26 protein-coding genes are annotated in these 24,050 nt (G+C 69.9%); 5 read left to right on the top strand and 21 right to left on the bottom strand.

Annotated features, from left to right (window positions below; genetic code table 11):
- On the bottom strand, positions 1–815 hold an 815-nt coding region (rpsB, locus tag FDA94_RS35135; protein ID WP_137251360.1), incomplete at its 3' end, for a 30S ribosomal protein S2.
- 253 nt (positions 816–1,068) lie between these two features.
- Positions 1,069–1,665: a helix-turn-helix domain-containing protein gene (locus FDA94_RS35130; RefSeq protein ID WP_137251355.1), complete on the bottom strand. Its 597-nt coding sequence runs from the start codon at positions 1,663–1,665 to the stop codon at positions 1,069–1,071.
- Positions 1,666–1,737: 72 nt separating this feature from the next.
- On the opposite strand from FDA94_RS35130, the gene FDA94_RS35125 reads away from it, so the two are divergent.
- Positions 1,738–3,015: an MFS transporter gene (locus FDA94_RS35125; protein ID WP_137251354.1), complete on the top strand. Its 1,278-nt coding sequence runs from the start codon at positions 1,738–1,740 to the stop codon at positions 3,013–3,015.
- Here the strand turns inward: FDA94_RS35125 and FDA94_RS35120 are convergent.
- Positions 2,948–4,213 (bottom strand): CoA transferase, encoded by a 1,266-nt coding sequence (locus tag FDA94_RS35120; RefSeq protein WP_137251353.1) that lies wholly within the window; start codon positions 4,211–4,213, stop codon positions 2,948–2,950. The genes FDA94_RS35125 and FDA94_RS35120 overlap by 68 nt on opposite strands.
- Before the next feature lie 128 nt (positions 4,214–4,341).
- Between FDA94_RS35120 and FDA94_RS35115 the strand changes: the two genes are divergently transcribed.
- Positions 4,342–4,836: a M23 family metallopeptidase gene (locus FDA94_RS35115; protein WP_137251352.1), complete on the top strand. Its 495-nt coding sequence runs from the start codon at positions 4,342–4,344 to the stop codon at positions 4,834–4,836.
- On the opposite strand, the gene FDA94_RS41645 is transcribed toward FDA94_RS35115, so the two are convergent.
- The 18 genes from FDA94_RS41645 to FDA94_RS35020 all read right to left on the bottom strand — a co-directional run bounded on the left by FDA94_RS41645 (position 4,799) and on the right by FDA94_RS35020 (position 20,889).
- The gene (locus FDA94_RS41645) at positions 4,799–6,064 is read right to left on the bottom strand and encodes a tyrosine recombinase XerC (RefSeq protein ID WP_425460196.1); all 1,266 of its coding nucleotides are present in this window, start codon (positions 6,062–6,064) and stop codon (positions 4,799–4,801) included. The two genes, FDA94_RS35115 and FDA94_RS41645, sit on opposite strands and share 38 nt — an antisense overlap.
- A 6-nt stretch (positions 6,065–6,070) precedes the next feature.
- Entirely contained in the window at positions 6,071–7,180 is a 1,110-nt protein-coding gene (gene dprA, locus FDA94_RS35100) for a DNA-processing protein DprA (RefSeq protein ID WP_246060328.1), read from the bottom strand.
- The gene (locus tag FDA94_RS35095) at positions 7,177–8,712 is read right to left on the bottom strand and encodes a YifB family Mg chelatase-like AAA ATPase (protein WP_137251351.1); all 1,536 of its coding nucleotides are present in this window, start codon (positions 8,710–8,712) and stop codon (positions 7,177–7,179) included. The genes dprA and FDA94_RS35095 overlap by 4 nt, the downstream gene beginning before the upstream one ends.
- Positions 8,713–9,244: 532 nt before the next feature.
- Positions 9,245–9,601 (bottom strand): YraN family protein, encoded by a 357-nt coding sequence (locus tag FDA94_RS35090; RefSeq protein ID WP_137251350.1) that lies wholly within the window; start codon positions 9,599–9,601, stop codon positions 9,245–9,247.
- 128 nt (positions 9,602–9,729) lie between these two features.
- The gene (locus FDA94_RS35085; protein ID WP_030455669.1) at positions 9,730–10,053 is read right to left on the bottom strand and encodes a DUF2469 domain-containing protein; all 324 of its coding nucleotides are present in this window, start codon (positions 10,051–10,053) and stop codon (positions 9,730–9,732) included.
- Positions 10,050–10,757, bottom strand: coding sequence for a ribonuclease HII (locus FDA94_RS35080; protein ID WP_137251349.1), 708 nt, complete (start codon positions 10,755–10,757; stop codon positions 10,050–10,052). The genes FDA94_RS35085 and FDA94_RS35080 overlap by 4 nt, the downstream gene beginning before the upstream one ends.
- 22 nt (positions 10,758–10,779) lie before the next feature.
- A complete protein-coding gene (lepB, locus tag FDA94_RS35075) occupies positions 10,780–11,397 on the bottom strand; it encodes a signal peptidase I (protein WP_137251348.1) in 618 nt (205 codons plus the stop codon).
- A gap of 11 nt (positions 11,398–11,408) precedes the next feature.
- Positions 11,409–12,203 carry a signal peptidase I gene (gene lepB / locus FDA94_RS35070; protein WP_246060327.1) on the bottom strand — a complete coding sequence of 265 codons (795 nt, stop codon included), beginning with the start codon at positions 12,201–12,203 and terminating at the stop codon, positions 11,409–11,411.
- 166 nt (positions 12,204–12,369) lie between these two features.
- On the bottom strand, positions 12,370–12,732 hold the full coding sequence (rplS, locus tag FDA94_RS35065; RefSeq protein WP_030455665.1) for a 50S ribosomal protein L19: 363 nt from the start codon (positions 12,730–12,732) through the stop codon (positions 12,370–12,372).
- A gap of 116 nt (positions 12,733–12,848) precedes the next feature.
- Positions 12,849–13,619 (bottom strand): tRNA (guanosine(37)-N1)-methyltransferase TrmD, encoded by a 771-nt coding sequence (trmD, locus tag FDA94_RS35060; RefSeq protein WP_137251346.1) that lies wholly within the window; start codon positions 13,617–13,619, stop codon positions 12,849–12,851.
- Position 13,620: 1 nt separating this feature from the next.
- Positions 13,621–14,133, bottom strand: coding sequence for a ribosome maturation factor RimM (gene rimM, locus FDA94_RS35055; RefSeq protein WP_137251345.1), 513 nt, complete (start codon positions 14,131–14,133; stop codon positions 13,621–13,623).
- A 125-nt stretch (positions 14,134–14,258) separates the two neighbouring features.
- Positions 14,259–14,501: an RNA-binding protein gene (locus FDA94_RS35050; RefSeq protein ID WP_062336076.1), complete on the bottom strand. Its 243-nt coding sequence runs from the start codon at positions 14,499–14,501 to the stop codon at positions 14,259–14,261.
- A gap of 1 nt (position 14,502) precedes the next feature.
- A complete protein-coding gene (rpsP, locus tag FDA94_RS35045) occupies positions 14,503–14,952 on the bottom strand; it encodes a 30S ribosomal protein S16 (protein ID WP_137251344.1) in 450 nt (149 codons plus the stop codon).
- Positions 14,953–15,108: 156 nt separating this feature from the next.
- A complete protein-coding gene (gene ffh / locus FDA94_RS35040) occupies positions 15,109–16,650 on the bottom strand; it encodes a signal recognition particle protein (protein WP_137251343.1) in 1,542 nt (513 codons plus the stop codon).
- A gap of 70 nt (positions 16,651–16,720) precedes the next feature.
- Positions 16,721–17,275 (bottom strand): GTP-binding protein, encoded by a 555-nt coding sequence (locus FDA94_RS35035; RefSeq protein WP_137251357.1) that lies wholly within the window; start codon positions 17,273–17,275, stop codon positions 16,721–16,723.
- Positions 17,276–17,300: 25 nt separating this feature from the next.
- A complete protein-coding gene (locus FDA94_RS35030) occupies positions 17,301–17,693 on the bottom strand; it encodes a DUF742 domain-containing protein (protein ID WP_030455658.1) in 393 nt (130 codons plus the stop codon).
- Positions 17,694–17,695: 2 nt separating this feature from the next.
- On the bottom strand, positions 17,696–18,130 hold the full coding sequence (locus tag FDA94_RS35025; protein ID WP_030455657.1) for a roadblock/LC7 domain-containing protein: 435 nt from the start codon (positions 18,128–18,130) through the stop codon (positions 17,696–17,698).
- Positions 18,127–20,889, bottom strand: coding sequence for a nitrate- and nitrite sensing domain-containing protein (locus tag FDA94_RS35020; protein ID WP_246060329.1), 2,763 nt, complete (start codon positions 20,887–20,889; stop codon positions 18,127–18,129). The genes FDA94_RS35025 and FDA94_RS35020 overlap by 4 nt, the downstream gene beginning before the upstream one ends.
- A gap of 587 nt (positions 20,890–21,476) precedes the next feature.
- On the opposite strand from FDA94_RS35020, the gene FDA94_RS35015 reads away from it, so the two are divergent.
- The 3 genes from FDA94_RS35015 to FDA94_RS35005 are packed head-to-tail and all read left to right on the top strand — an operon-like array spanning position 21,477 to position 24,047.
- Positions 21,477–22,472: an ABC transporter substrate-binding protein gene (locus tag FDA94_RS35015; RefSeq protein ID WP_137251341.1), complete on the top strand. Its 996-nt coding sequence runs from the start codon at positions 21,477–21,479 to the stop codon at positions 22,470–22,472.
- Positions 22,473–22,476: 4 nt separating this feature from the next.
- Positions 22,477–23,259: an ABC transporter permease gene (locus FDA94_RS35010; protein WP_137251340.1), complete on the top strand. Its 783-nt coding sequence runs from the start codon at positions 22,477–22,479 to the stop codon at positions 23,257–23,259.
- Positions 23,256–24,047 carry an ABC transporter permease gene (locus tag FDA94_RS35005; protein WP_170991260.1) on the top strand — a complete coding sequence of 264 codons (792 nt, stop codon included), beginning with the start codon at positions 23,256–23,258 and terminating at the stop codon, positions 24,045–24,047. Before FDA94_RS35010 ends, FDA94_RS35005 begins: the two co-directional genes overlap by 4 nt.
- The last annotated feature ends 3 nt before the right edge of the window (positions 24,048–24,050 follow it).

The raw sequence follows: 24,050 nt of genomic DNA, 5'->3' as shown, positions 1-24,050 counted from the left end.
GGGGCCTCGGCCGGAGCCTCGGCGGCGGGGGTGCCCTCGAGCAGCTCGCGCTCCCACTCGGCCAGCGGCTCGGCCGCGGCCACACCGGCCGGCTTGTCGTCGCCGCCGCGCGAGGCGCCGGCGCGGGTCATGAGACCGTCGGCGACCGCGTCGGCGATCACCCGGGTCAGCAGGCTGACGGCGCGGATGGCGTCGTCGTTGCCCGGGATCGGGTAGTCGACCTCGTCGGGGTCGCAGTTGGTGTCGAGGATGGCGACGACCGGGATGCCGAGCTTCTTGGCCTCGGAGATCCCGATGTGCTCCTTCTTGGTGTCCACGACCCAGACCGCGCTCGGGACGCGGGACATGTCCCGGATGCCGCCGAGGGTGCGCTCGAGCTTCTCCTTCTCACGACGGCGGAGCAGCAGCTCCTTCTTCGTGAGGCCGGAGGCGGCGACGTTCTCGAAGTCGAGCTCCTCGAGCTCCTTCAGGCGCTGGAGCCTCTTGTGGACGGTCGAGAAGTTGGTCAGCATGCCGCCCAGCCAGCGCTGGTTCACGTAGGGCATGCCCACGCGCGCCGCCTGCTCGGCGATCGACTCCTGCGCCTGCTTCTTGGTGCCGATGAACATGATCGTGCCGCCGTGGGCGACCGTCTCCTTGACGAAGTCGTAGGCCCGGTCGATGAAGGCCAGCGACTTCTGGAGGTCGATGATGTAGATGCCGTTGCGCTCGGTGAAGATGAAGCGCTTCATCTTCGGGTTCCACCGGCGGGTCTGGTGGCCGAAGTGAACGCCGCTCTCCAGGAGCTGTCGCATGGTGACGACGGGGGTGGCCATGAAATGGTCCTCCACGATCTCGGTTATACGCACGGGCCGGCGGCCCGCGCCCTGACGCCCCGAACCGTTCCAGCCGCCTGATCGGCGGACCGAGAGGACGTTTCGTGAATGGGCGTGCGAATTCGGCCTCACCAACGGAGACCACCGGACAGTCTACCCGGAACCGGTGGACGACTTGACCTGCCCGCGCGTCAGGAGGTGACGGGCCTCGGTCCGGCCTCAGGGTGGCCGCACGGAAGCAGTGCTCCGCACCTCAGCCCTCTGACGTCCTTTTCGGAGCGCGGGGGAAGAGACGGAGCTGGAACTCGGTCACCCGGGCGCCGTTGGGGGCGGTCTCCGGGTCGCGCTCCGTGATGCGGTAGGGGGCGACGAGGTCGTCGACGCGCTCGGCCAGCGCACGGATCTCGTCGGGGTCCATGTAGAGGACCATGTGGGCCAGCCGGGTCGCCTGACGCCAGTCGGCCGACTCCCGCGACGACTGGGCGAGATATTCCGCCAGGCGCCGGGAGGCCTCGTCGAGCACGGTCTGGATGACGGCGCTCTGGGCGGCGAGGAGCTCTGCGGTGAGTTCGCCGCTTTCGGGGTCTTTCATGCCCCAGCCCTTCTGGAGCGCCCGCCACACGCGCTCGCGCCCGTCGCCGCGGGCGGGGGCCTCCTCGATGAGGCCGTGCTTGGCGAGGGTGCGCAGGTGGTAGCTGCACGCGCTCGGCGACAGCCCGGCCACCTCGGCGCACTCGGTGGCCGTCGCCGGACCCTCCTCCTGGAGCCGGCCGAGGATCGCCAGCCGCGCCGGGTGGGCCATGGCGCGCAGCAGCCCGACGTCGTCGGTGACCATCCGATGGCTCTTCATGGGGCTCCACGGTAGGGCGTCCGAGGATATGAAGCATTGCCTTCATAACTCTGAAAGAGTACTTTCATAAATATGATCCCCCTTCGCCGCCAGCGTGACTACCGCCTCCTCTGGTCCGCCCGGGCCGTCACCGAAGCCGGCAGCGAGGTCTCCCGCCTCGCCGTCCCGCTCACCGCCGTCACTCTGCTCGCCGCCTCCCCGCTGGAGATGGGCGTGCTCACCGCCGCCGCCTCGCTCCCGTTCCTCTTCGTGGGCCTCCCCGTCGGGGTCTGGGCCGACCGCGTCCGTCGACGCCGCCCGGTGCTGGTGCTGTGCGAACTGATCTCCGGTACGGCCGTCGTGACCATCCCCGTCGCCTGGCTGCTCGGCCTGCTGACGGTCCACTGGCTGATCGGCGTGGCCCTGGTGGTCGGCACCTGCACCGTCACCTTCCGGAACTTCACCATGCCCCACCTGACCAGCGTCGTCGCCGAACCCCAGCGGACCGAGGCCATCGCCGGCATGCAGTCGGTCTTCTCCATCGCCCAGCTCGGCGGCCCCGGCCTCGCGGGCGTCCTGGTGAGCGTGCTGTCGGCGCCCCTGGCCCTGCTGGTGAACGCCGCGACCTTCGTGACCTCGGCCCTGCTCCTGCGGTCGATCCGCACCGAGGAGCCGGAGCGCCCGGTCGCCCCCCGGCGGGCGCTGCGGCGGGAGATCGCCGAGGGGATGTCCGCGCTGGCCCGGCACCCGGTGCTGCGGGCTCTGGCGCTGTGCGGCATGACGGTCAACCTGTTCGCGGCGGCCCAGCTGGCGGTCTACGTGCTGTACGCCGTCCACGTGCTCGGGCTGCCGGGCGGCCTCGTCGGCATCATGATGATCGGCTTCGGCGCCGGCGGGCTCGTGGGGGCGTTCGTGGCGCCCAAGCTGTCACGGCGCTTCGGAGGCCCCGCGGTGCTGCTCGGGGCGGTGCTGTTCTTCCCGCTCGGGTTCCTGGTCATGGCGGCCGTGAGCGGGCCGGTCTGGTGGTGCGTGCTGCTGATCGGCACGGCCGAGGCCGTGGTGGGGGTGGCCGTGGTCTGCTTCAGCGTGTGCTCGGGTGCGCTGTCGCTGCGGGAGACCCCTCCCGAGCTGATCGGGCGGGTGAACGCGTCGATCAACTTCCTGACGCAGGGCGCGCTGGGCGTCGGCGGGCTGCTCGGCGGCGTGGCCGGAGAGCTGCTGGGCCTGCGGCCGGCGATGTGGGTGTGCTTCGCGGGGGCGCTGCTGACGATCCCCTGCCTGTGGCTGTCGCCGCTGGCGGGCCTCACCAGGCGGGCGCGTGCTCTCCGGGACGCGGCGGAGGAGACCAGATTGGCGGACGCCCGGCGATGAGCCCGGGCGGGCGGACGAAGGTGTAGCCGTCGCGCGTCTCCAGCAGGTCGTCCACCTCGGGTTCGCCGCCGGGCGGCGTGCGGCCGAGGCCGTCCAGCCAGCGGGCGGTGGCGGCGAGGGAGAGAGTGGCGTGCCAGGACCCGCCCTCCCGCCGTCTGCGCAGGAGCCCCGCCACGGCCGCGAAGGCGGCGAGATAGCCGGTGGCGTGGTCGAGCGCCTGACAGGGCAGCGGACCCGATTCGGCCACGATCCCCGTCACCATCTGCACGAGGCTGTCGAACCCGCGCCTCCCCAGCCACGGCCCCGGCCCGTAGGCGGACACGTCGACCACGACGATGCCGGGCCGCAGCGCGACGAGATCGGCCGTCCCGAACCCGAGCCGGTCGAGCGCGCCGGGACGATAGCCGCGGATGACGACGTCGGCGCCCCGGATGAGCTCCCTAAGCAGCTCGGCACCGGAGGGCAGATCGATCAGGCACGACCGCTTGCCGGCCGCCGTCTCCAGCACCAGCCCGGGAACCTCGGGAACGCCGCTCCCGCAGACGTGCATGACATCGGCGCCGTGAGAGGCGAGAAACCGGCTCGCCACCGGCCCGGCGATCACCCGGGTCAGATCGACCACGCGCATCCCCGTCTCCCCTGGCGGCGGCCCGGGAAGCCGGTCGAGCGTGAGCACCGGCCGCCCGGCCACCGCCCGGCCGTGGGGGTGGCCGGCCCATTCGGTCCTGCTGCGCATCGCGGCCGCGCATCCGCCCGCCCGGGTGACCGCCTCTTCGATCTCCTTGCCGGTACGCCCTCCGCACGCCTCCCCCACCTGCTCCCGCGTGGCGTCCGGGGGAAGCGCGAGAGCCGCCATCGCCGCGTCGCGATGGTGGTCGAAGTTGGCGTGGATCCTGACCCGGCCGTCGGCGCAGGCGTAGTCACCGCTGATCGGCGCCCACAGCGGGATCGGCTCGCCCCCGATCCGGAAGTGCCGCTCACTGCGGAACGCGACGGCGGCGTGCCGCAGGTCGACCTCCGCCCGCCCGCGCTCCCCGTTCAGCGCCGCGACAACCGCCGTCGCCGCCCCGACACTGGCCGCGGCGGCGGTGCCGATCCGGAACGGCGACGGCATGACCGGCTCCTGGCCGGTGACCCTGACGTGGCCGAGGTCGACCCCGGCAAGTAGCCCCAGGTCGTGAATGACGTCGCCGGTCACCGCATCCCCAAGTTATCCACAAGCTCTTCCACAGGCTGATCTCTCAGATCCGGACATACCTCGAACGGTTTTCCACAAGCGGTCGCCGACGGGTCGCGGTGCGTATCGGTTTCGCCAGGCTGTCGCCCATGTTGTTCCCAGCTTCGGTGGCGCTCGTGATCGCGACCCCATGGGGGTGGCCGCTGGCCGGCGAGCCCGAACCCGTCCGCCTCTTCGCTCCCCCGCCGGAACGCTGGCTGTCCGGCCATCGCGGGGTCGACCTGCCGGCGGTGAGTGGCCAGGAGGTGCTGGCGGCCGGGGAGGGCGTGGTCACGGTGGCGCGGAGGGTGGCCGGACGTGGCGTGGTGACGGTCGCGCACGCCAACGGGCTGCGAACGACGTATCTGCCCGTCGACGCGACGGTGACCGAGGGCCAGCGGGTGCGGACCGGGGAGGTACTGGGGACGGTGGGCGGGCCCGACGGGCACTGTCCGGCGACGTGCCTGCACTGGGGCCTGCTGAGCGGCGACCTCTACCTGGATCCGCTGCACCTGATGGGCTTGGGCCAGGTCAGGCTGCTCCCCCTCGCAGGCGATCACGCCGCGATCAGGCCCGGGGGTGGGCCTGCTGATAGGCGGCCCTGAGACGCTCGATGGAGACGTGCGTGTAGATCTGGGTGGTCCCCAGAGACGCGTGGCCGAGAAGTTCCTGAACACTGCGGAGATCGGCGCCGCCCTCCAAGAAGTGGGTGGCCGCCGTGTGACGGAGGCCGTGCGGGCCCATGTCCGTCACTCCCGCCTCACCCAGCCGGGAGTGCACGATCCGCCGGACGGCGCCCTGGTCGATGCGGCCGCCCTTGACCCCGAGGAAGAGGGCGCTGCCAGACCTCTTCGAGACGAGGATGGGCCGCCCACGGACACACCAGGCGTCGACCGCATCGAGCGCCGGAACACCCAGCGGCACGACCCGCTCCCTACCGCCCTTGCCGAGCACCCGTAGGGTCCGCCGCTCCCTGTCGACGTCATCCAGGTCGAGCCCGCAGAGCTCGCCGACCCGGATCCCGGTGGCGTAGAGCACCTCCAGCAGGGCTTGATCCCGAAGCCCTTTCGCCACCACGAGCGGTTCAGCCTCGGCCGCCGTCTCTTCGGCAGCACGCCCTCGCGCCGGATCACCGGCCCTGTCGGCTTCCGGGAACGCGGCACTCGACCGGGAACCGAGAGCACCGCGACCGGACCGGCCCGCACCGTCTGCAGCAGTGGTCGCCTGTGCGGAGCCGAGATCATCACCGGCGTGGCAGGCGCCCCCGCGTCCGGCAGCCGATTCGGCCGCCTCCTGGCGTGAGATCACTTCCTCAGCACGAGGATCACGAGCCCCGGAAGGCGAACCACTCGGTTCTGGCCCGTCGAAGGCGTGGCCGGAGTGGTCACCGGTCTCGTCGCGCAGACCGCCGGCCGATCGCGCGCCGCTGGGAGCGTCTCCTCCACCACCTCGCCAGAGGTCCAGCATCCTCGCTGCCTCCGCCTGGTCGAGGACCTTCGGGAGGGTTCGTCTGGCCCGGGCCGTGCCGAGCAGCAGGCCCGGATCGGTGGCCAGCCACCCGGCCCGATGGCAGAAGGCCGTGAAGGAGCGGACGCAGGCCGTGCGACGGGCCAGGGTCGCGCGGGACTTGCCCGTCTCGTGCTGCTCCCCCAGCCACTCCCGCAGCAGCCCCACGTCGATCAGTTCGACCCGATCGGCGCCCACGTCGATGAGATGTTCCGCCAGGGACGACAGGTCGCCCATGTAGGCCCGTACGGTGTTGGCCGCCAGGCCGCGTTCGACCCGGAGGTGGCGTTCGAAGGCCCGTATCGCGTCCTCAAGATCTCCCGACATATCCGTCTATCTTCCCCTTCCTCTAGCGGTCAGCCGCCAGCCGGTCCCCTCCCTCTTCAGGAAGCCGCCGGCCTCCAGGCCGCCCAGGCAGCCCAGGGCCACCGGCAGCGGCAGACCGGCCTTGAGCGCCACCTCGGCCGGGCCGATCACCCCCAGCCCGCCCGGCATCGCGTCGAGGACGCGCTTGGACTCCACGCTGAGCAGGTCACGGCGGGTGACGGGGCCACGCGGGATGGGGGCGATGTCGTCTCCGGCCTGGCCGACCTGTTCCAGGATCTCCTCAGCCGACGTCACGCACACGGCTTTTCCGAGACGGATCAGGTTGTTGCAGCCGGCCGAGACGTCGCTCGTCACCGGGCCCGGGATGGCCATCAGCTGCCGGTTCAACTGGAACGCGTGGTGGGCGGTGTTCAACGCCCCCGACCGGGGAGCGGCCTGCACGACCACCGTCCCCCGCGACAGCGCCGCGATGACCCGGTTGCGGACGAGGAAGCGCAACCGCGTCGGGTTCACCCCCGGCGGTGATTCGCTGATCACCAGGCCCTCCTCCCGGATGGCGGCGAAGAGATCCTGGTGGGCCGCCGGGTAGGGGACGTCCACCCCGCAGGCCAGGATCGCGACCGTCGGCGACGGGCCGGCCAGGCAGCCCCGGTGGGCGGCGGCGTCGATGCCGTACGCGCCTCCGGAGATCACCGAGTAGCCCCGGTCGGAGAGGCGGCAGGCCAGTTCGGAGGCCACGTTCACCCCGTAGGCGCTGGCCGCCCTTGCCCCGACCAGGGCGATCGACCGGGTGGAGGCCCGGCGCAGATCGCCTGCGCCGTCAACCCAGAGGCCGATGGGGCGGGCGTCGCCCAGGTCGTCGAGTTGACCCGGCCAGTCGGGGTCGCCGGGAATGACGAACCGGTGGCGCGCGAGGTCGTCGTCGGGGTCGCCGGCTGCTGAAGCCCGCATGCGCCAGGCCGCCGCCCTGCGTTCGTCGACCCCGTCCAGGGTTCCGGTACGGATTCCGGCCAGCACGGCCTCCGCGCCGTGGGCCGCGATCTGGCGGCCCATGGTCTCGTCGCCGGTTTCGGCGATCCGGGTCAAGGCCGCGCGTGCGGCCCGGTCACCGGTCACAGTTCCTCTCCCATCCACATCGTGAGTGCCAGTGAGATCTCGTCGGCCGTCGGCCGGGGACGCCGGCTGATGTCGGCGATCGTCCAGGCCACCCGGAGCACGCGGTCGACGCCCCGGGCGCTGAGGGTGCCCAGGTCGACGGCACGGTGCAGCGGGGCCAGAACGCGGTGGTCGAGGCGCCAGCCGCCGTGCAGCAGCGACGAGGGGACCTCGGCGTTCAGGCGCCACGGGGTGCCGGTCAGACGTTCGGCCGCGCGCTCCCGGGCTTCGACGACCCGCTCGCCGACGGTGGCGCTGGATTCGGTGAGCGCGCGGTCGGCGAGGAGTTCGGCCCGGGTGGGGGGCGAGAGCCGTACCTTCACGTCGATCCGGTCGAGCAGCGGCCCGGACAGCCGCGACAGATAGCGTCGCCGGACGGCCGGAGTGCAGGTGCAGAACCGCCCGGCCTCGCCGCTCAGCCCGCAGGGGCACGGGTTGGCGGCCAGCACGAGGGTGAACCGGGCCGGGAAAGTCACCGAGCCGTGCGCCCGCGAGACCGTGACCTGCCCCGACTCGACCGGCTGGCGGAGCGAGTCGAGCACTCTGGACGGAAACTCCGGCGCTTCGTCCAGAAACAAGATCCCGCGATGCGCCAGCGACACCGCGCCGGGGCGGATCTGGCCCGTCCCGCCGCCGATCACCGCAGCCGTCGAGGCGGTGTGGTGAGGCGCGACGAACGGCGGCCGGGCCAGCAGGGGACGGTCGGTGGGGAGGGTGCCGGCGATGGAGTGGATCGCGGTGACCTCGAGGGCCTGCTCACGGTCGAGCGGCGGGATGATCGTGGTCAGCCGCTCGGCCAGCATGGTCTTGCCGGTGCCCGGCGGCCCCAGAAACCACAGGTTGTGACCCCCGGCCGCGCAGATCTCCAGGGCACACCGGCCCTGTGCCTGACCTGCCACGTCGGCGAGATCGAGGCTCTTATCCTCGGCGGGGACGGCGAGCTCCATCGGATCGAAGTAGGGCGCCCGCGCCCGTGCCTCGCCCTCCCGCAGGATCGCCACCAGTTCCCCCAGCGACGCCACCGGCAGCACCGCGAGCTCCGGCACGAGGGCCGCCTCGGCGGCGTTGGCCGAGGGCACCACCATCGTCCGCGCCCCGGCCGCGACCGCCGCGAGCGCGGCCGGCAGGACACCGCGGACGGGCCGCACCCGGCCGTCGAGCCCCAGTTCGCCGAGAAAGAACGGCTCCGCGATCCGCTCGGGCGGCACCAGCCCCGCCGCGCCCAGCACGGCCATGGCGATGGCCAGGTCGAAGGAGGAGCCCTTCTTGGGCAGCGAGGCGGGGAAGAGCGAGACGGTCACCCGTGCGTCGGGCCAGTCGAACCTGCTGTTCAGCAGCGCCGACCTGACCCGGTCCCGGGCCTCGCTGATCGCCGTGTCGAGCAGCCCGATGAAGTGGGTCCCCACCAGTCCCCGGCCGACATCTGCCTCGACCTCGACGGTATGCCCGGCCACCCCGACCAGCGCGGCGGACCGCGTACGTGCAACAGGCATCGAACACCTCTCACGCCTTCCACCGAAGGCACGCCGATAGATCCGTTGATCACCGAAAAGCCACCGCTCCAGGAGCAGGACCCCACTCGCCTACGCCACACAGCGAGGCTCAGGGCTTCGTCCACCCCTGTGCCGCGCGGCCATCCCGGCCTGCCTCGCGAAGACGACCCTGTCGTCCACAGGCGATAAGGCCTGGCGCAGCGCTGATGATCAATCCGCCAATCAGCGACAGGTTCCCTCACATCCAGGCCGGATAGACCCAGTCCGGCTCAAGGCCAGCAGGTAAACCAGCACCGCGACATCGTCACCAGACCCTCGCCTGCCAGACGGGCCCGGTCGAGGCCGCCCCGAACGGCCGCAAGGGCCGCCGACAGCCCCGTCGAAGCCACCCCGATCTCCAGCGGGCCACCACGTCGATCCGCACGACGCGAACCGCTCGGCCGGCCACCGGGCCCCAGCCGCCACAAGCGGGACGCCGTCACCAGAACCCCCCGGCAACCAGCCCCGCCCCGAACCCCCGCAAGGATCGTCATCAGAACACCCCCTTCTCGTGCCGGATCGAGAAGGTCCCCGCGAAGCCGTCGAGCGCCACCACGTCGATCCGCACCGACGCGAACCACTGAAATTGCCCCGCCAGCCACCGAGCCCCCAGCCGCCGTAACCGCGCCAGCTTCGCCTCCGTCACCGACGCGAAGGCCGACCCATACGCCCCAGACGACCGCGTCCGCACCTCCACGACCACCAGCACCGCCCCGTCGCGGGCGACGATGTCGATCTCGCCCTCACGGCACCGCCAGTTCCGGGCGAGGATCTCCATCCCCTCGCCAACCAGGTAACCGGCCGCCATCTCCTCGCCGGCCCGCCCGAGCTCGTCTTTCGCCGCTCCCATGCGCCCCACGCTCGCAGACCCCGCCCGCCCCCGAACGCCCCGCGCGACCCCTGTGGAAAACCCCGGCCTGTGGACAAAGCGAAGGGCCGGGCCCGCGGACAGCGGACCCGGCCCCAAGACGCGTGACCTCAGCTGGAGAAGCCCTCCTTCGGCATCTCCAGGTCAGGCTTGGCGAGCTCCTCGACGTTCACGTCCTTGAACGTCACCACTCGTACGTTCTTCACGAATCTCGCCGGTCGATACATGTCCCACACCCATGCGTCCTGCATCTTCACGTCGAAGAAGACTTCGCCGTTCTCGGCGGTGCGCACCTCCATGTCGACCGAATTCGTCAGGTAGAACCGACGTTCGGTTTCGACGACGTACGTGAACAGACCGACCACATCGCGGTACTCGCGGTAGAGCTGCAGCTCCATCTCGGTCTCGTACTTCTCGAGATCCTCCGCGCTCATTCCGGCCCTCCTGTTCCCAACCCCGTTTCGGCCCCTGGTTCATTCTCCCGCATCCTCATACCCGGCATCGTCCGAGCCACTGTCACGAACGAGAACCGATGGTGCTGGCTTGGCCCGTGGTGCGCGAGGGCGGCTCTGTGGTCTCTGGTCACATAGCCTTTATGCCCGGCGAAGCCGTATTGGGGGAATGATTCATGCAGGGTTGTCATCATGCGGTCCCGGGTCACCTTCGCGATGATGGACGCGGCCGCTATGCAGGCGGCCACCTGGTCGCCCTTCCAGACGGCGAGTGAGGGCGCCGGGAGGCCGGGGACCGGGAATCCGTCGGTCAGGATGTATCCGGGTGTGAGACCCAACCCGGCGACCGCGCGCCGCATTCCCGCCACGTTGCACTTGTGGAGGCCGCGCTGGTCGATCTCGGCGGGCGGGATGACGACGACGCTGACGGCCCTCGCGGTCGCCATGATCCTGGCGTAGTGCTCCTCGCGGCGGGCCTCGGTCAGCAGTTTGGAGTCGTTGAGGCCGTCGATCTCACGTCCGAGGACCACCGCCGCGACCACCAGCGGGCCGGCACAGGCGCCACGGCCCGCTTCGTCGACGCCTGCGACGGGCTTGAGGCCCCGGCGGGCCAGGGCGCGCTCGTAGCCGTAGAGGCCGGAGTCACGGCGGACCACGCTCGGGCGCGGACGGTAAGCGACTGTCATGACAGAAGCAGCGTACGCCCCATCACCGGACGTTGGAGAAGGTGTCCGGTCGCGATATGAGACTGAGCCGGTCAAGCGGCCAATAACGGGCGAAGGCGAAGCCGATGACGTCGTCTTCGGAGATCGTCCCCTTGAACTCGTCGTCGATGTAGGCCCGGGAGTCCATCGAGTTGGACCGGTGGTCTCCCATCAGCCACAGGCGCCCCGCCGGCACCTTCACCTCGAAGGTGCGGCCGGCGTAGTCGCCGGGGTAGAGGTACTTGCCCTCTTCTTCGAGGGGGGTGCCGTTGACCGTGATGCGGCGCTTGGCGTCGCAGCACTTCACGGTGTCGCCGCCCTTGCCGATGACCCGCTTGATCGTGTCTTCGCCGTCCCAGCCCTTGAAGACGACGATGTCGCCGCGGTCGATGGAGCCGAACTGGAGGACCACCACGCGGTCGTTGACCAGCAGGGTGTTCTCCATCGACTCCGACGGGATCCAGAACGACCGCATGACGAAGAAGTGGACCAGGAGGGCGACGACGATGCCGCCGATCGTGAAGGTGATCGTCTCCCGGAGGGCGGACTTCTTCTTTTTCTCCGGCTTGCCGGATTCCTCGGGCTTGCCGGAGGCGTTGGTCTCTTCTTCTGCGACGGCCACGGGAGCGAAGACTACCGCTTGACGCGTATGCGGCGCCTAAGGGCCATGAGCGGGAAGGCCCCCGCGAAGCCCAGCAGCAGCGGGGCCGCGCCCGCCGCGGCGGCCAGGCCCTTCTGGCCGAACGTCTCGGGGATCGGCAGGATCCCGGCCCGGTCGAACGGCCAGACCTTCACGAACGCGCGGCCGATGACCTGGTCGATCGGGATGGCGCCGCCGCCCGGGTCGCCGCCGTGGGCGCGCGAGTCGAGCGAGACGGAGCGGTGGTCGCCCATGACCCACAGGCGGCCGGGGGCGACCTCGACCTCGAAGTTGCCCAGTGACGGAACGTCACCGGGATAGAGGTAGCTCTCTTCGTCGAGGGGCACCCCGTTGACCGTGATGCGGCCCTCGTCGCAGCACTTGACCTTGTCGCCGGGGACGCCGATGACCCGCTTGATGTAGTCCTTCTCGCCGGGGACCACGCCGAACGCGGTGCCGACCCAGCGGAAGAACCCGGCGACCGGGTTGGCGGGCGGGTCGAACTGGACCTCGCCGGCCCAGGAGTCGACGCCGGAGAAGACGACGATGTCGCCGCGCTCGATGTCACGCACGCGGTAGACGAGCTTGTTGACCAGGACCCGGTCGTTCTTCAGGAGGGTGTTCTCCATCGACTCAGACGGGATGTAGAACGCCTGGACCACGAACGACTTGATGAGCAGGGCGAGCACCAGCGCGACCACGATCAGCACGGGCAGTTCACGCCAGAACGAGCCGCCCTTTTTGTCTTTGCCGGGCTTGGCGTTCTGATGGGTGTCTTCGGCGACCACGTCCACCCCGTCCTGGTCTGGGAAGTCAAGTGATGCGGCGCGCCCGCGCGTGCCTAGACGAGCCTAAATCATGGTCACAGTACGCGACGTCGCCGACTCGGCTTCCGGGCGCCAAAACTGCGAAAGCCCGCGCCGGTCAGGCACGGGCTTGCAGGGATATGCCGCTTTACTTCGCGGGCAGGGCGTCGCGGCGCTCGCGGATGCGGGCGGCCTTGCCGCGCAGGTCACGCATGTAGTAGAGCTTGGCGCGGCGGACGTCGCCACGGGTCACCAGCGTGATCTTCTCGATGACCGGGCTGTGCACCGGGAAGGTCCGCTCGACGCCGACGCCGTAGCTGATCTTGCGAACGGTGAACGTCTCACGGAGGCCACCGTTCTGGCGGCGCAGCACGAAGCCCTTGAAGACCTGGATTCGGGAGCGGTTGCCTTCGACGACGCGGACGTGCACTTCGAGCGTGTCACCGGGGCGGAACGCCGGGATGTCGCTGCGGAGGGCAGCCTTCTCGAGCTCCTGGATCTGCGTGTGCATGACTGAGGTTCCTCATCAGTTGAGAGAGCGCCCGGAGGTCCGTCCGTCCCCTGCGAGGCGGGGCGTCGAGAAGGACGCGGGCACGACTTACCTGCGAACGGCAGGCATTCAGCGCTTCAGTCTGCCACAGGATCGCCATCGGCGCGAAACGACTCGATCGCCCGGAGATCGGCGGCCGACAGCTCCCCGCGTTCGATCAGTTCCGGCCGGGTGCGGAGGGTGCGCCGCAGCGCCTCGTCGCGGCGCCAGCGCGCGATCTTGCCGTGGTGGCCCGAGAGCAACACTTCCGGGACCTCGTGGCCGCGCCACACGGGCGGTTTGGTGAACACCGGCCCTTCGAGCAGGTTCTCCATGGCCCCCGGCGCGAACGAGTCGTCGACCGCCGAGACCGCGTTACCGAGCACCCCGGGCAGCAGCCGGGCGACGGCCTCGACCATGACCAGCACGGCCGCCTCGCCCCCTGCCAGCACGTAGTCGCCGATCGAGACCTCGTCGAGCCGCAGCCGGGAGCCGTACTCGATCATGACCCGGCTGTCGATGCCCTCGTAGCGGGCCGGCGCGAACAGCAGCCACGGTTCGGCGGCGTACTCCAGGGCGACGGCCTGGGTGAACGGGCGCCCGCTCGGGGTGGGCACGATCAGCCGCGGCAGGCCCTCGCCGCCCGCGATCACGTCGTCGATCGCCGCGCCCCAGATCTCGGGCTTCATGACCATACCCGGCCCGCCCCCATAGGGCGTGTCGTCGACGGTCTTGTGTACGTCGTGCGCCCACTCCCGCAACTGGTGCAGGCGCACGTCGAGGATGCCCTTGGCCCGCGCCTTGCCCATCAGCGAGACGTCGAGGGGCGCGAAGTACTCGGGGAAGATCGAGATGACGTCGATGCGCATGTCAGGCGTCGAGGTCGAACAGGCCCGGAGGCGCCGAGACGACCAGCCGCCCGGCCGCGAGGTCGACGTCGGGCACCAGCGCCTTCACGAACGGCACGTAGGCGTCGTCGCGGCCGGGCCGCTTGACGACCAGCAGGTCCTGCCCGTGGTGGAGCACGTCGGTCACCTCGCCGAGGCTCTCTCCCTCGGCGTTCACCACGGCCAGCCCGATGAGCTGGTGGTCGTGGAACTCGTCGGGGTCGTCGGAGGGCGCGATGTCGGCCGAGTCGATGACGAGCATCGTGTCGCGCAGCGCCTCGGCGGCCTCCCGCCCGTCGACCCCGTCGAGCGACAGCAACAGGATGCCCTTGTGCCAGCGGGCCTGGCGGACGGTGAGCGGCCCCCGGGAGGCCGGGTCGGTGACCAGCCGCGCTCCGGGCGCGAACCGCTCTCCCGGCTCGTCGGTGCGGACCTCAACGGTCACCTCACCGCGGACGCCGTGGGGGCGGCCGATCCGGCCGACGACGAGCTGCATAGGAGTTCTCCAGAAACGACGATCCCGGGTGACCGATGACGGTCTCCCGGGATGACGGGGCTGCTTGTTCTTTGGCAGGTTCCCGGCGCGAGCCACAGCCGGCCTTTCGGCCGTCCGCGTCTCGCTCAGCGGGCTTCGTTCAGATCGACCAGGTCGACCCGCACGTATTTGCCGTCGGACAGGGCGTTGACGACGGTGCGCAACGCCTTGGCCGTGCGGCCCCCGCGCCCGATGACCTTGCCGAGGTCTTCGGGGTGGACCCGCACCTCCAGGACACGCCCGGTGCGGATCTTCCGCGCGCGAACGCGGACCTCGTCGGGATGTTCGACGATGCCCTTGACCAGGTGCTCGAGGGCCTCCTCGAGCATGTCAGGCCTCGGTTTCCGAGGTGGGCTCGGCGGGCGCCTCGGCGGCGGTCTCGGCCTTGGGCTCGGCCTTCTTCGACTTCCGCGGCGTGGTGGCGGCGCCGGTGTCGGCCGACAGGGCCTCCTTGGCGGCGGCCTCGTAGGCGGCGTGGCGGTCGGCCGGGGCCTCGGCGACGAGCAGCGGGGCCGGAGCGGCCTCGCCCTTGAACTTCTGCCAGTCACCGGTGAGCTTGAAGAGCTTCAGGACCGGGTCGGTCGGCTGCGCGCCGACGCCCAGCCAGTACTGCGCCCGCTCGGAGTTGACCTCGATGCGCGAGGGGTGCTCCTTCGGGTGGTACAGCCCGATCTCCTCGATCGCACGGCCGTCACGCTTGGTGCGGCTGTCGGCGACGACGATGCGGTACTGCGGGTTGCGGATCATGCCGAGCCGCTTGAGCTTGATCTTGACTGCCACGGGTGTGGTCTCTCCTGCTTCAAAAATGGATGAGCGGCGTCACATCGAGTGGGGCACGAGGTGGCGGCCACTCCAGGGACAGGCGCGGAGGCGGGGATTAGAGGGCGCCCGCCGGACCACGATGTTCCAACATGACATTGTGCCAGATCTGAGCGGCTACTTCTGCCCGGGCAGGTTGAACTTCGACGGGTCGAAGCCCGGCGGAAGCTCCAGGCCCTTGGGCAGCTTGCCGGGGGTGAGGTTGCCCAGCATGCCGCCCGGCTGCTTGGCCGGCGCGTCGGCGGCGGGCTCCTTCGGCAGACCGGCCTTGCGCGGGTCGCCGCTCACGCGCCGGCCCTTCTTCGGCTTGGCCTGCTTCTGGTTGCGCTTGCCTCCCGGCATGCCGGGGATGCCGATGCCCTGCGACATGCGCTTCATCATCTTCTGCGCCTCGAAGAAGCGCGTCACGAGGTTGTTGACCTCGGTGACGCTCACGCCGGAGCCGCGCGCGATGCGGGCCCGGCGGGAGCCGTTGATGATCTTCGGCTCGGACCGCTCGCCCGGGGTCATCGACCGGATGATGGCGGCGACCCGGTCGAGGTCTCTGTCGTCGACCTGGTTGAGCTGGTCGCGCATCTGCCCCATGCCGGGCATCATGCCGAGCAGGTTCTTGATGGGGCCCATGCGGCGGACCATCATCATCTGCTCGAGGAAGTCGTCGAGCGTGAAGTCGTCGCCCGAGGCCAGCTTGCCGGCCATCTTGGCGGCCTCGGCCTCGTCGAACGTGCGCTGCGCCTGCTCGATCAGGGTGAGGATGTCACCCATGTCGAGGATCCGGCCCGCCATGCGGTCGGGGTGGAAGGCGTCGAAGTCCTCGAGCTTCTCACCCGTGGACGCGAACATGATCGGGCGGCCGGTGATGTGGCGCACCGACAGGGCCGCGCCGCCTCGCGCGTCGCCGTCGAGCTTGGTGAGGACGACCCCGTCGAAGCCGACCCCGTCCATGAACGCCTGCGCCGTGGTGACGGCGTCCTGGCCGATCATGGCGTCGACCACGAACAGCACCTCGTCGGGGCTGACCGCGTCGCGGATGTGGGCGGCCTGGGCCATCAGCTCCTGGTCGATGCCCAGGCGGCCGGCGGTGTCGATGATGACGACGTCGTGCTGCTGACGGCGGGCGTGGTCGATCGACTCGCGGGCCACCCGGACCGGGTCGCCGACGCCGTTGCCCGGCTCGGGCGCGTAGACGGCGACCCCGGCGCGCTCGGCCATCACCGAGAGCTGCTGCACCGCGTTGGGCCGCTGGAGGTCACAGGCCACCAGGAGCGGCGCGTGGTTCTGGTCGCGCAGCCAGCGGGCCAGCTTGCCGGCCAGGGTGGTCTTACCGGCGCCCTGGAGACCCGCGAGCATGATGACCGTCGGCGGGGTCTTGGCCAGGCGCAGGCGGCGGGTCTCGCCGCCGAGGATCTCGATCAGCTCGTCGTTGACGATCTTCACGACCTGCTGCGCCGGGTTCAGCGCCTGTGATACTTCGGCTCCCCGGGCCCGCTCTTTGACGTGGGCCACGAAGTCCTTGACCACCGGCAGCGCTACGTCTGCCTCGAGCAGGGCGATGCGGATCTCACGGCAGGTCGCGTCGATGTCGGCGTCGGAAAGCCTGCCCTTGGACCGGAGCGAGGAGAAGACCGAAGTCAGCCGGTCGGAAAGCGTCTCGAACACGTGATTGGCCAGCCTCGAAGGGAATCGTCGTGGATCAGGGGACTACCCCCGGCCCCCCAAGCCTATCCGCTCACCAGCGAGGACCGCCCACACGCGAGGTGAGCGCGTGCTCCACCAGCGTGATGAGGGCGTTCTTCACCGAATCGCGGGACCGGGCGTCCGTACGGACGATCGGGACGTGGGCCGAGAGGGTGAGGGCCTCCCTGATCTCGTCCTCGGCATGGGGGTAGAGGCCGTTGAAGCCGTTGATGCCCACGATGAACGGGAGCTGGGCCTCCTCGAAATAGTCGACCGCGGGGAAGCTGTCGGCCAGCCGCCGCGTGTCCACCAAGACGATGGCGCCGATGGCGCCTCTGACCAAGTCGTCCCACATGAACCAGAAACGGTGCTGACCAGGGGTGCCGAACAGATAGAGGATCAGATCCTCTTCCAGGGACACCCGGCCGAAGTCCATGGCCACCGTCGTCGTGGTCTTGTTGGGTGTCAGGCCGAGGTCGTCGATGTCCTTGGAGGCGTCGGTCATCACCGCCTCGGTCGTCAGCGGGACGATCTCCGAGACCGCCCCGACGAAGGTGGTCTTGCCCACCCCGAAGCCACCCGCCACAACAATCTTCGTCGAGGTCAGGCTGCGGCTCGCGCCGCCGCCGTGACTATAGACGTCGAAGTCCACTGAGCACCCTTTCCAACAAGCCCAAGTCCGGCATCCCGGCGTCCAACTGCGGCTGGTGCACGTGCACCAGGCCCTCGGCGACCATGTCCGCGATCACCACGCGGATCACCCCGAGCGGGATGTGCAGCAGCGCCGACACCTCCGCCACCGACCGCACCTGACGGCACAGGGAGCTGATCGCCCGGTACTCCGGCGGCCGCTGGGACAGGTCGTGCTGCAGCGACGTGGCCGACGACACCAGCGCCTCCAGCGCGAGCTGCATGCGCGGTGTCGTGCGGCCGCCGGTGACGGTGAAGGGGCGGACCGGCGAGGCCGGCTCCGGGCGCGGTGGCGGCTGGCCGCCCCCGTAGGGCGGCGACCCCCACGAGTCCATGGTCATCTCCTCGGGTTGGAAGCCTGGAGTTCCGCTCTGACCGCGGGCGTGAGTACCTGACCGGCACGCTCGACGAACAGCGTCATCTGGTAGGCCACCAGCCCCATGTCGCAGTCGGCCGCCGCCAGCACCGACAGGCAGGAGCCGTCGCTGATCGACATGATCAGCAACAGCCCTCGCTGCATCTCCACGACGGTCTGCGTGACCGGGCCTCCCTCGAACACCCGGGAGGCGCCCTGGGTCAGCGAGATCAGGCCGGCCGCGACCGCCGCGAGCTGGTCGGCGCGGTCCTTCGGGAATCCGTCCGAGTAGGCCAGCGGAAGGCCGTCGGACGAGACGACGACGGTGTGGGCGACGCCCGGCACCGACATCACGAAGTCGTTGATCAGCCAGTTGATGCCGCGGGCGGCCTGGCTCATCTCTCTCACGCTGGTCATTCCCCTCTTCCTGGGTAACCCTCGTCTTCGCTGATCTCACCCCGGGCCACGGCCCGGCCCTGGCGTACGCCGTACTGGAGGCTGGAGAGCCGGCTTCTGGCGCGGTCGGGGGAGAGCGAGGGCGGTGGTGAGGCGGCCGCCTGCCGGCCCGGCTCAGCGGAGCCGGGGACCAGGTTGGCCTTGGGTACGCGCTTGGGCAGGCCGGCGGAGGTGCTGGCCTCGAACTGGGGCTGCTGGATCGCGGCGGCGACCCCCCACGCGGAGTCGGCCTTGGACTCCTTCCAGGTGTCCTCCGCCTTGCTCTCCTCGGCGGGCTTCTTGAACCACGCCGACTCGACCGAGGCGAAGATCGGCAGGAACTCCTCCGGACGGTCCTGTCCGGCCGGTTCCCGGACCGCGGGCAGCGGGCCGGTGACGTCGGCGTCCCGTTCGCTCAGGCCCGACAGGCCGCCGAGGGCGGAGTCGAACTTGCGCCGGGGCAGCGGGTTTCCGGGCTGCTGCGGCATCGGGGGCGGCGGTCCGAACATCGTGGGCTGACCTCCCGGAGCACCGTTCGGCCCGGTCGGCACCGATCCCTGCTGCCGAGGTGGCGGGCCGAACAACGACTGCTGCGGCCCCGTCTGCTGGGGACCCGTGTGCTGGGGACCCGTGTGCTGGGGCCCCGTGTGCTGGGGACCCGTGTACTGGTGGGGACCCGTGTGCTGGGCGGGCGGCGGGGGCTGGGTGTTGTACGGGCCCGTCGACGGTCCCAGCGGACCGGGCGACGGCAGCGCGGGCCGTCCACCGGTCGAGCCGAGCTGCGGCGGGCCCCAGCCGCCGGTGGTCTCGTGCTGCGGCGGCATCTGGGGCAGCTGCCCCTTGGGGGTCCAGGCGGGGGCGTACCCGCCGGTGCCGAAGTGCTGGCTCTGCTGGACCGCGCCGGGCGGCACGGCGATCAGCGACTCGGGCAGCAGCACCATCGCGGTGAGACCGCCGCCGTCGTGGTTGCGGATCTGCACGCGGATGCCGTTGCGCAGCGCGAGCCGGCCGACCACGAACAGCCCCATTCGACGGGACACCGACACGTCCACGACCGGCGGGTTGGCCAGCCGCCAGTTCGTTGCGCCGATCTCGTCGGGGCTCATGCCGATGCCGGAGTCGGTCACCGACACCATCACTCCCCCACCGTCTATGCGGTTGCCGGAGACGATGACGCGGGTGTCGCGGGCGGAGAACGACAGGGCGTTCTCGACCAGCTCGGCGAGGAGGTGGATGACGTCGTTGACGGCCTGACCCGCCAGCGCGACCTCACCGGGGACGTTGATGACGACGCGCTCGTAGCCCTCGACTTCGGAGAGCGAGGCGCGCACGACGTCGGTGACCTCCACCGGCTGGCTCCACCGGCGGGCGGGTTCCTGGCCGGCGAGGACCAGGAGGTTCTCCGAGTTGCGGCGCATGCGCGTCGCCAGGTGGTCGAGCTTGAACAGGTTGGCCAGCCGGGATTCGTCCTGCTCACCCTGCTCCAGGCCGTCGATCAGGGCGATCTGCCGCTCCACCAGCGTCTGGGTGCGGCGGGAGAGGTTGACGAACATCGCGCTGATGTTGCTGCGCAGCCGCGACTCGTCACCCGCCAGCCGGACCGCCTCGCGGTGGACCTCGTCGAAGGCGCGCGCCACTTCACCGATCTCGTCGGAGCCGCTGACGCCGATGGGGGCGACGTGCGGGACCGAGTCGTGCGCGGCGTCGGACTCGCGCAGCCGCTGGACCAGGTCGGGCAGCCGGTGCCCGGCGATCTCCAGGGCCTCCGACCGCAGCCGCCGCAGCGGCGTGGTCAGCGAGCGGGCCATTCCGGTGGTGATGAGCAGCACCAGCGCCAGGATGACCACGACGACCAGGATGTTGATGAGGGCGCCGCGCTGGTCGGAGGCGGCCAGTGCGTCGGCCTGCTTCACGACCGAGCCGACCAGCTGCTTCTCGACCTCGTTCATCCGGTTGATGCCGAAGGTGCTGGACTCGAACCAGATCTCCGAGTCCTCGCCGGGGGTGCCGTCGAGGTTGACCAGCTGGCGGTCGAGGCGGATGCGCTCCATCGCCGAGCCGCGCAGGAACTCGGCCTGGTCGACGCGGGAGCCGGTCACGGTGTCGGCGTACAGCTGCCGTTCGGCCGGGGTGGCCGCGGCGCGGAACGCGGCGATCTCGCTCTCGAACCGCTTGCGGGCGGCGGTCACGGCGTCCAGCTCGATCGGCGTGAAGTTGCGCATCTTGATGCCCAGGGAGAGCAGGCCACGCATGATCGACTGCTCGTTCTTGGCGCGGGCCAGCGCGGTCAGCGCGGCGGCGGTGCCGTCGATGGACTCGTCGGTGCCGGCCTGGCCGACCTCCTCGTAGAAGCGCAGCAGGTCGCCGATGACGAGGGAGTACTTGTCCACCGCGGGCAGCGCGGGGAGCTGGGTCTTGATGGTGATCTCGCGAAGGTTCTTGAGCTCGGACAGACGACCGTCGACCCGCGTCAGCTTCTCTTTACCGAGGTCACCGAGAGATCCCTGGATCTCCGGCACGCGTGCTCGCACCTTTTCAGCAAGCACGTCCACTTTGTTCTGTTGTGCGTCGATTAGGTTGAGATCGGACTCTTGACTTCGCCTGTCGGCGATGTACGGAATTGTCAAATCTCGTTCGAGTTCGATCTCCTGGATGAGGTCGCCGAGCGTTCCCGTGAACGCGGCGATATCACTCACCCGCTGATATTCCGCGGCACTGGTAACCGCGCTGATGACGCGCATGGCGCCGAGAACGACCGCCGCGACGGTCGGAATCATGATCAGTGCGATAAGGCGGTTACGCACCCGCCAGTTGTGCAACGCCATCCGGCTGGATGTCGTGTCCCGATGACCGGCCGGCTCCCTTGGGGGTTCCGGCGGCGCCTCAGGCGCGGTGCGGTGATCACGTTCGATCGTTGCCGTCCTCACAGGCCGCACCCTTCCGATAAAGAAATTTCAATTTTCTTCGGGATACCTCCCATAAGCCAGGGGCAATTGGAGCATATGACTAGGAGGTCCACCAATAGTCACATTGGTTTTGGACCGCTCCAAAGATGACGATTCATCACATAGTTACCGCAGGCCAGGTCACGGCCTGATGGAATCGAAGGATCCGGGTCAGACGTTCGATGGACCGGTCCAAACGCCCACTACTTCACTTAACCCCCCAAAAGTCACAGGACCTTATTTATTTACAAGTTTGGTGACATAGTGCTCTTATTCCTGTTGATGGTGATTTCGAACCGATACAGTCTTCGCCGTCGCCCGCCGGGCCCCGCGATCTTCGGCCATGGGCGGGTGCGATCCCCCCATCTAAGGAGACTCAACCTATGAGGCGCCTATTTGCGGGCCGGACGCTCATCGTGGGCGTACTGGCTGCGTTGACTCTTTCGGCCTGTGGCACCGGCGAGCCCGAGAGCTCCGCCACCGGCGGTTCCGGCGGGCTGGAGAAGAGCGCCCTGACCATCGGCGTCGTGGCCGTGCCCGACGCCGCGCCCATCCAGATCGCTCTGGACCGGGGCTTCTTCAAGGAAGAGGGCCTCGACGTCAAGATCTCCGTCGAGGTCGGCGGCGCCGCCGCCACGCCCAAGCTCGTGGCGGGCCAGCTCGACGCCATGCTCGGCAACTACGTGGCGCTGTTCCTCGCCCAGCAGGCGGGCGCGGGCAAGTTCAAGGTGGTGGCCGACAGCTACCAGGCCGCCCCCGACAACTTCGTCATCATGGCCAAGGGTGACAACGCCGCCATCAACACCGCGGCCGACCTCGCCGGCAAGAAGATCGCGGTGAACACCCTCAACGCGATCGGCACCCTCGCGGTGACCGCGACCGCCAAGGTCGCCGGCGTCACCATCAACGAGAAGGAGCAGTACGTCGCCATGCCGCTGCCCGAGATGGGCGCGGCGCTGGAGACCGGCACCGTCGACGCGATCTGGGTCGCCGAGCCGTTCATCTCGGCCAACGCCAAGGCCGGCGCCAAGAAGGTCGCCGACAGCATGGCCGGTCCGCTGGAGAACTTCCCCATCGCCGGTTGGGTGATGACCGACAAGTTCACCAGCGAGAACCCCAAGACGGTCGCCGCGTTCCAGCGCGCCCTGGCCAAGGCGCAGACCCTGGCCGCCTCCGACCGCAAGGTCGTGGAGGAGGCGCTGCCCAAGTACACCAAGATCGACGCCGCCACCGCGGCCGTCATCGCCCTGGGCACCTACTCCACCTCGCTCAGCGAGGCCCGTCTGCAGCGGGTCGCCGACACGCTGACGGAGTACGGCATGATCCCGGCCGGCTTCGACGTCAAGGCCCTGATGGCTCCGGCTGCCCCCGCGCAGTGACGACGTGCCGAAGGTAAACGGGGCGAGTCTGCTCCGCGGTCTCATCGGGACCGCGGGGCTGCTCGCCGTTCTGGAGGCGGCGGGACGGCTGGGCGCGTGGGACACCGAAAGGCTGCCCCTCGTCTCCACTGTCCTGCTGCGGGCCGGTGAACTGCTGACCGACCCGGAGTTCCTCGTCAGCGCCCGGTCGAGCCTGACCACGTGGGCGCTGGCGCTGCTGGTGACGATCGCGATCGCCGTGCCGGCCGGGCTGCTGCTCGGCATGGTCAAACCCGCCGAGATGGCGGTGCGGCCGCTGATCGAGTTCCTGCGGCCGATCCCGTCGGTCGCGCTGATCCCCCTGGTCATCCTGCTGTACTCGGAGACCACCCACATGCGGATCACGGTCGCGGTGTACGCCGCCCTGTGGCCCGTGCTCATCAACACCATCTACGGCGTGCGCGACGTCGACCCGCTGGCCAAGGAGACCCTGCGCAGCTTCGGCTTCGGTCCCGGTTCGGTCGCCTACCGGGTGGTGCTGCCGGGCGCCGCGCCCTTCATCGCCACCGGCATCCGGCTGGCCGCCTCGGTCGCGATCGTGCTGGTCGTGACGTCGGAACTGATCGCCGGCGGCATCGAGGGCGTCGGCGTCTACATCACCATCGCGCAGAGCGGCAACCGGCTCGACCTGATGATCGGCGCGACCATCCTGGTCGGCCTGTTCGGCATCCTGGTCAACGCGCTGCTCGTGGCCGGAGAGAACCGGCTGTTCCGGTGGCATCGCGCCAGAGCGGGGGCCGCCACGTGAGACGAGCGACCTCCGGCGTGCTCCGGTTCTGGATCGTGCCCGTGACGCTGGTGCTGTGGGAACTGCTGACGCGGGTGACCGAGTCGCCGTACTTCCCGCCGCCCAGCCGGATCGCCACCCAGTTCTACGACATGTGGCTGAGCGGCCCCGCCTCCCAGCTGCTGCTCACCGAGAGCGCGCTCGACACCTTCGGGCCCAGCCTGGGGCGGCTGCTCGCCGGGTGGACCATCGCCGGCGTGCTCGGCATCGCCCTCGGGGTGGCCCTCGGCCGGATCCGCGGCCTGGCCGAGTACACCGACCCGGTGCTGCAGTTCCTGCGCGCCCTGCCTCCGCCGCTACTGGTGCCCATCTTCTTCGTCCTGTTCAAGATCGGCACCCCCACCCAGCTCGCCGTCATCGTCTTCGGCGTCATCTGGCCGGTGCTGGTCAACACGACCGACGGCGTCCGGGCGGTGGACAAGGGCTTCCTGGAGACCGCACGGGTCTTCCAGTTCAGCCGGTACGACATCCTCCGCCGCGTCATCCTCCCCTCAGCCATGCCGAAGATCTTCGCGGGCCTCCGGCTGAGCCTGTCGCTGGCGCTGATCCTCATGGTGGTGTCGGAACTCGTCGGCAGCAACAGTGGCATCGGCTACAGCCTGCTCTACGCGCAGCAGTCCTACGACTACACCGGTGTCTGGGCGCACATCGTCCTGCTCGGCGTGCTCGGCCTGCTGTTCAACGCCCTGTTCCTCGTCGCCGAGGGCCGCGTCCTGTCCTGGCACGCCAACGCCAGGCGCAACGTTTAGGAA

This window comes from Herbidospora galbida, from assembly GCF_005233835.1.
Lineage (GTDB): Bacteria > Actinomycetota > Actinomycetes > Streptosporangiales > Streptosporangiaceae > Herbidospora > Herbidospora galbida.
This window is presented reverse-complemented; position numbering and strand designations above follow the sequence as displayed.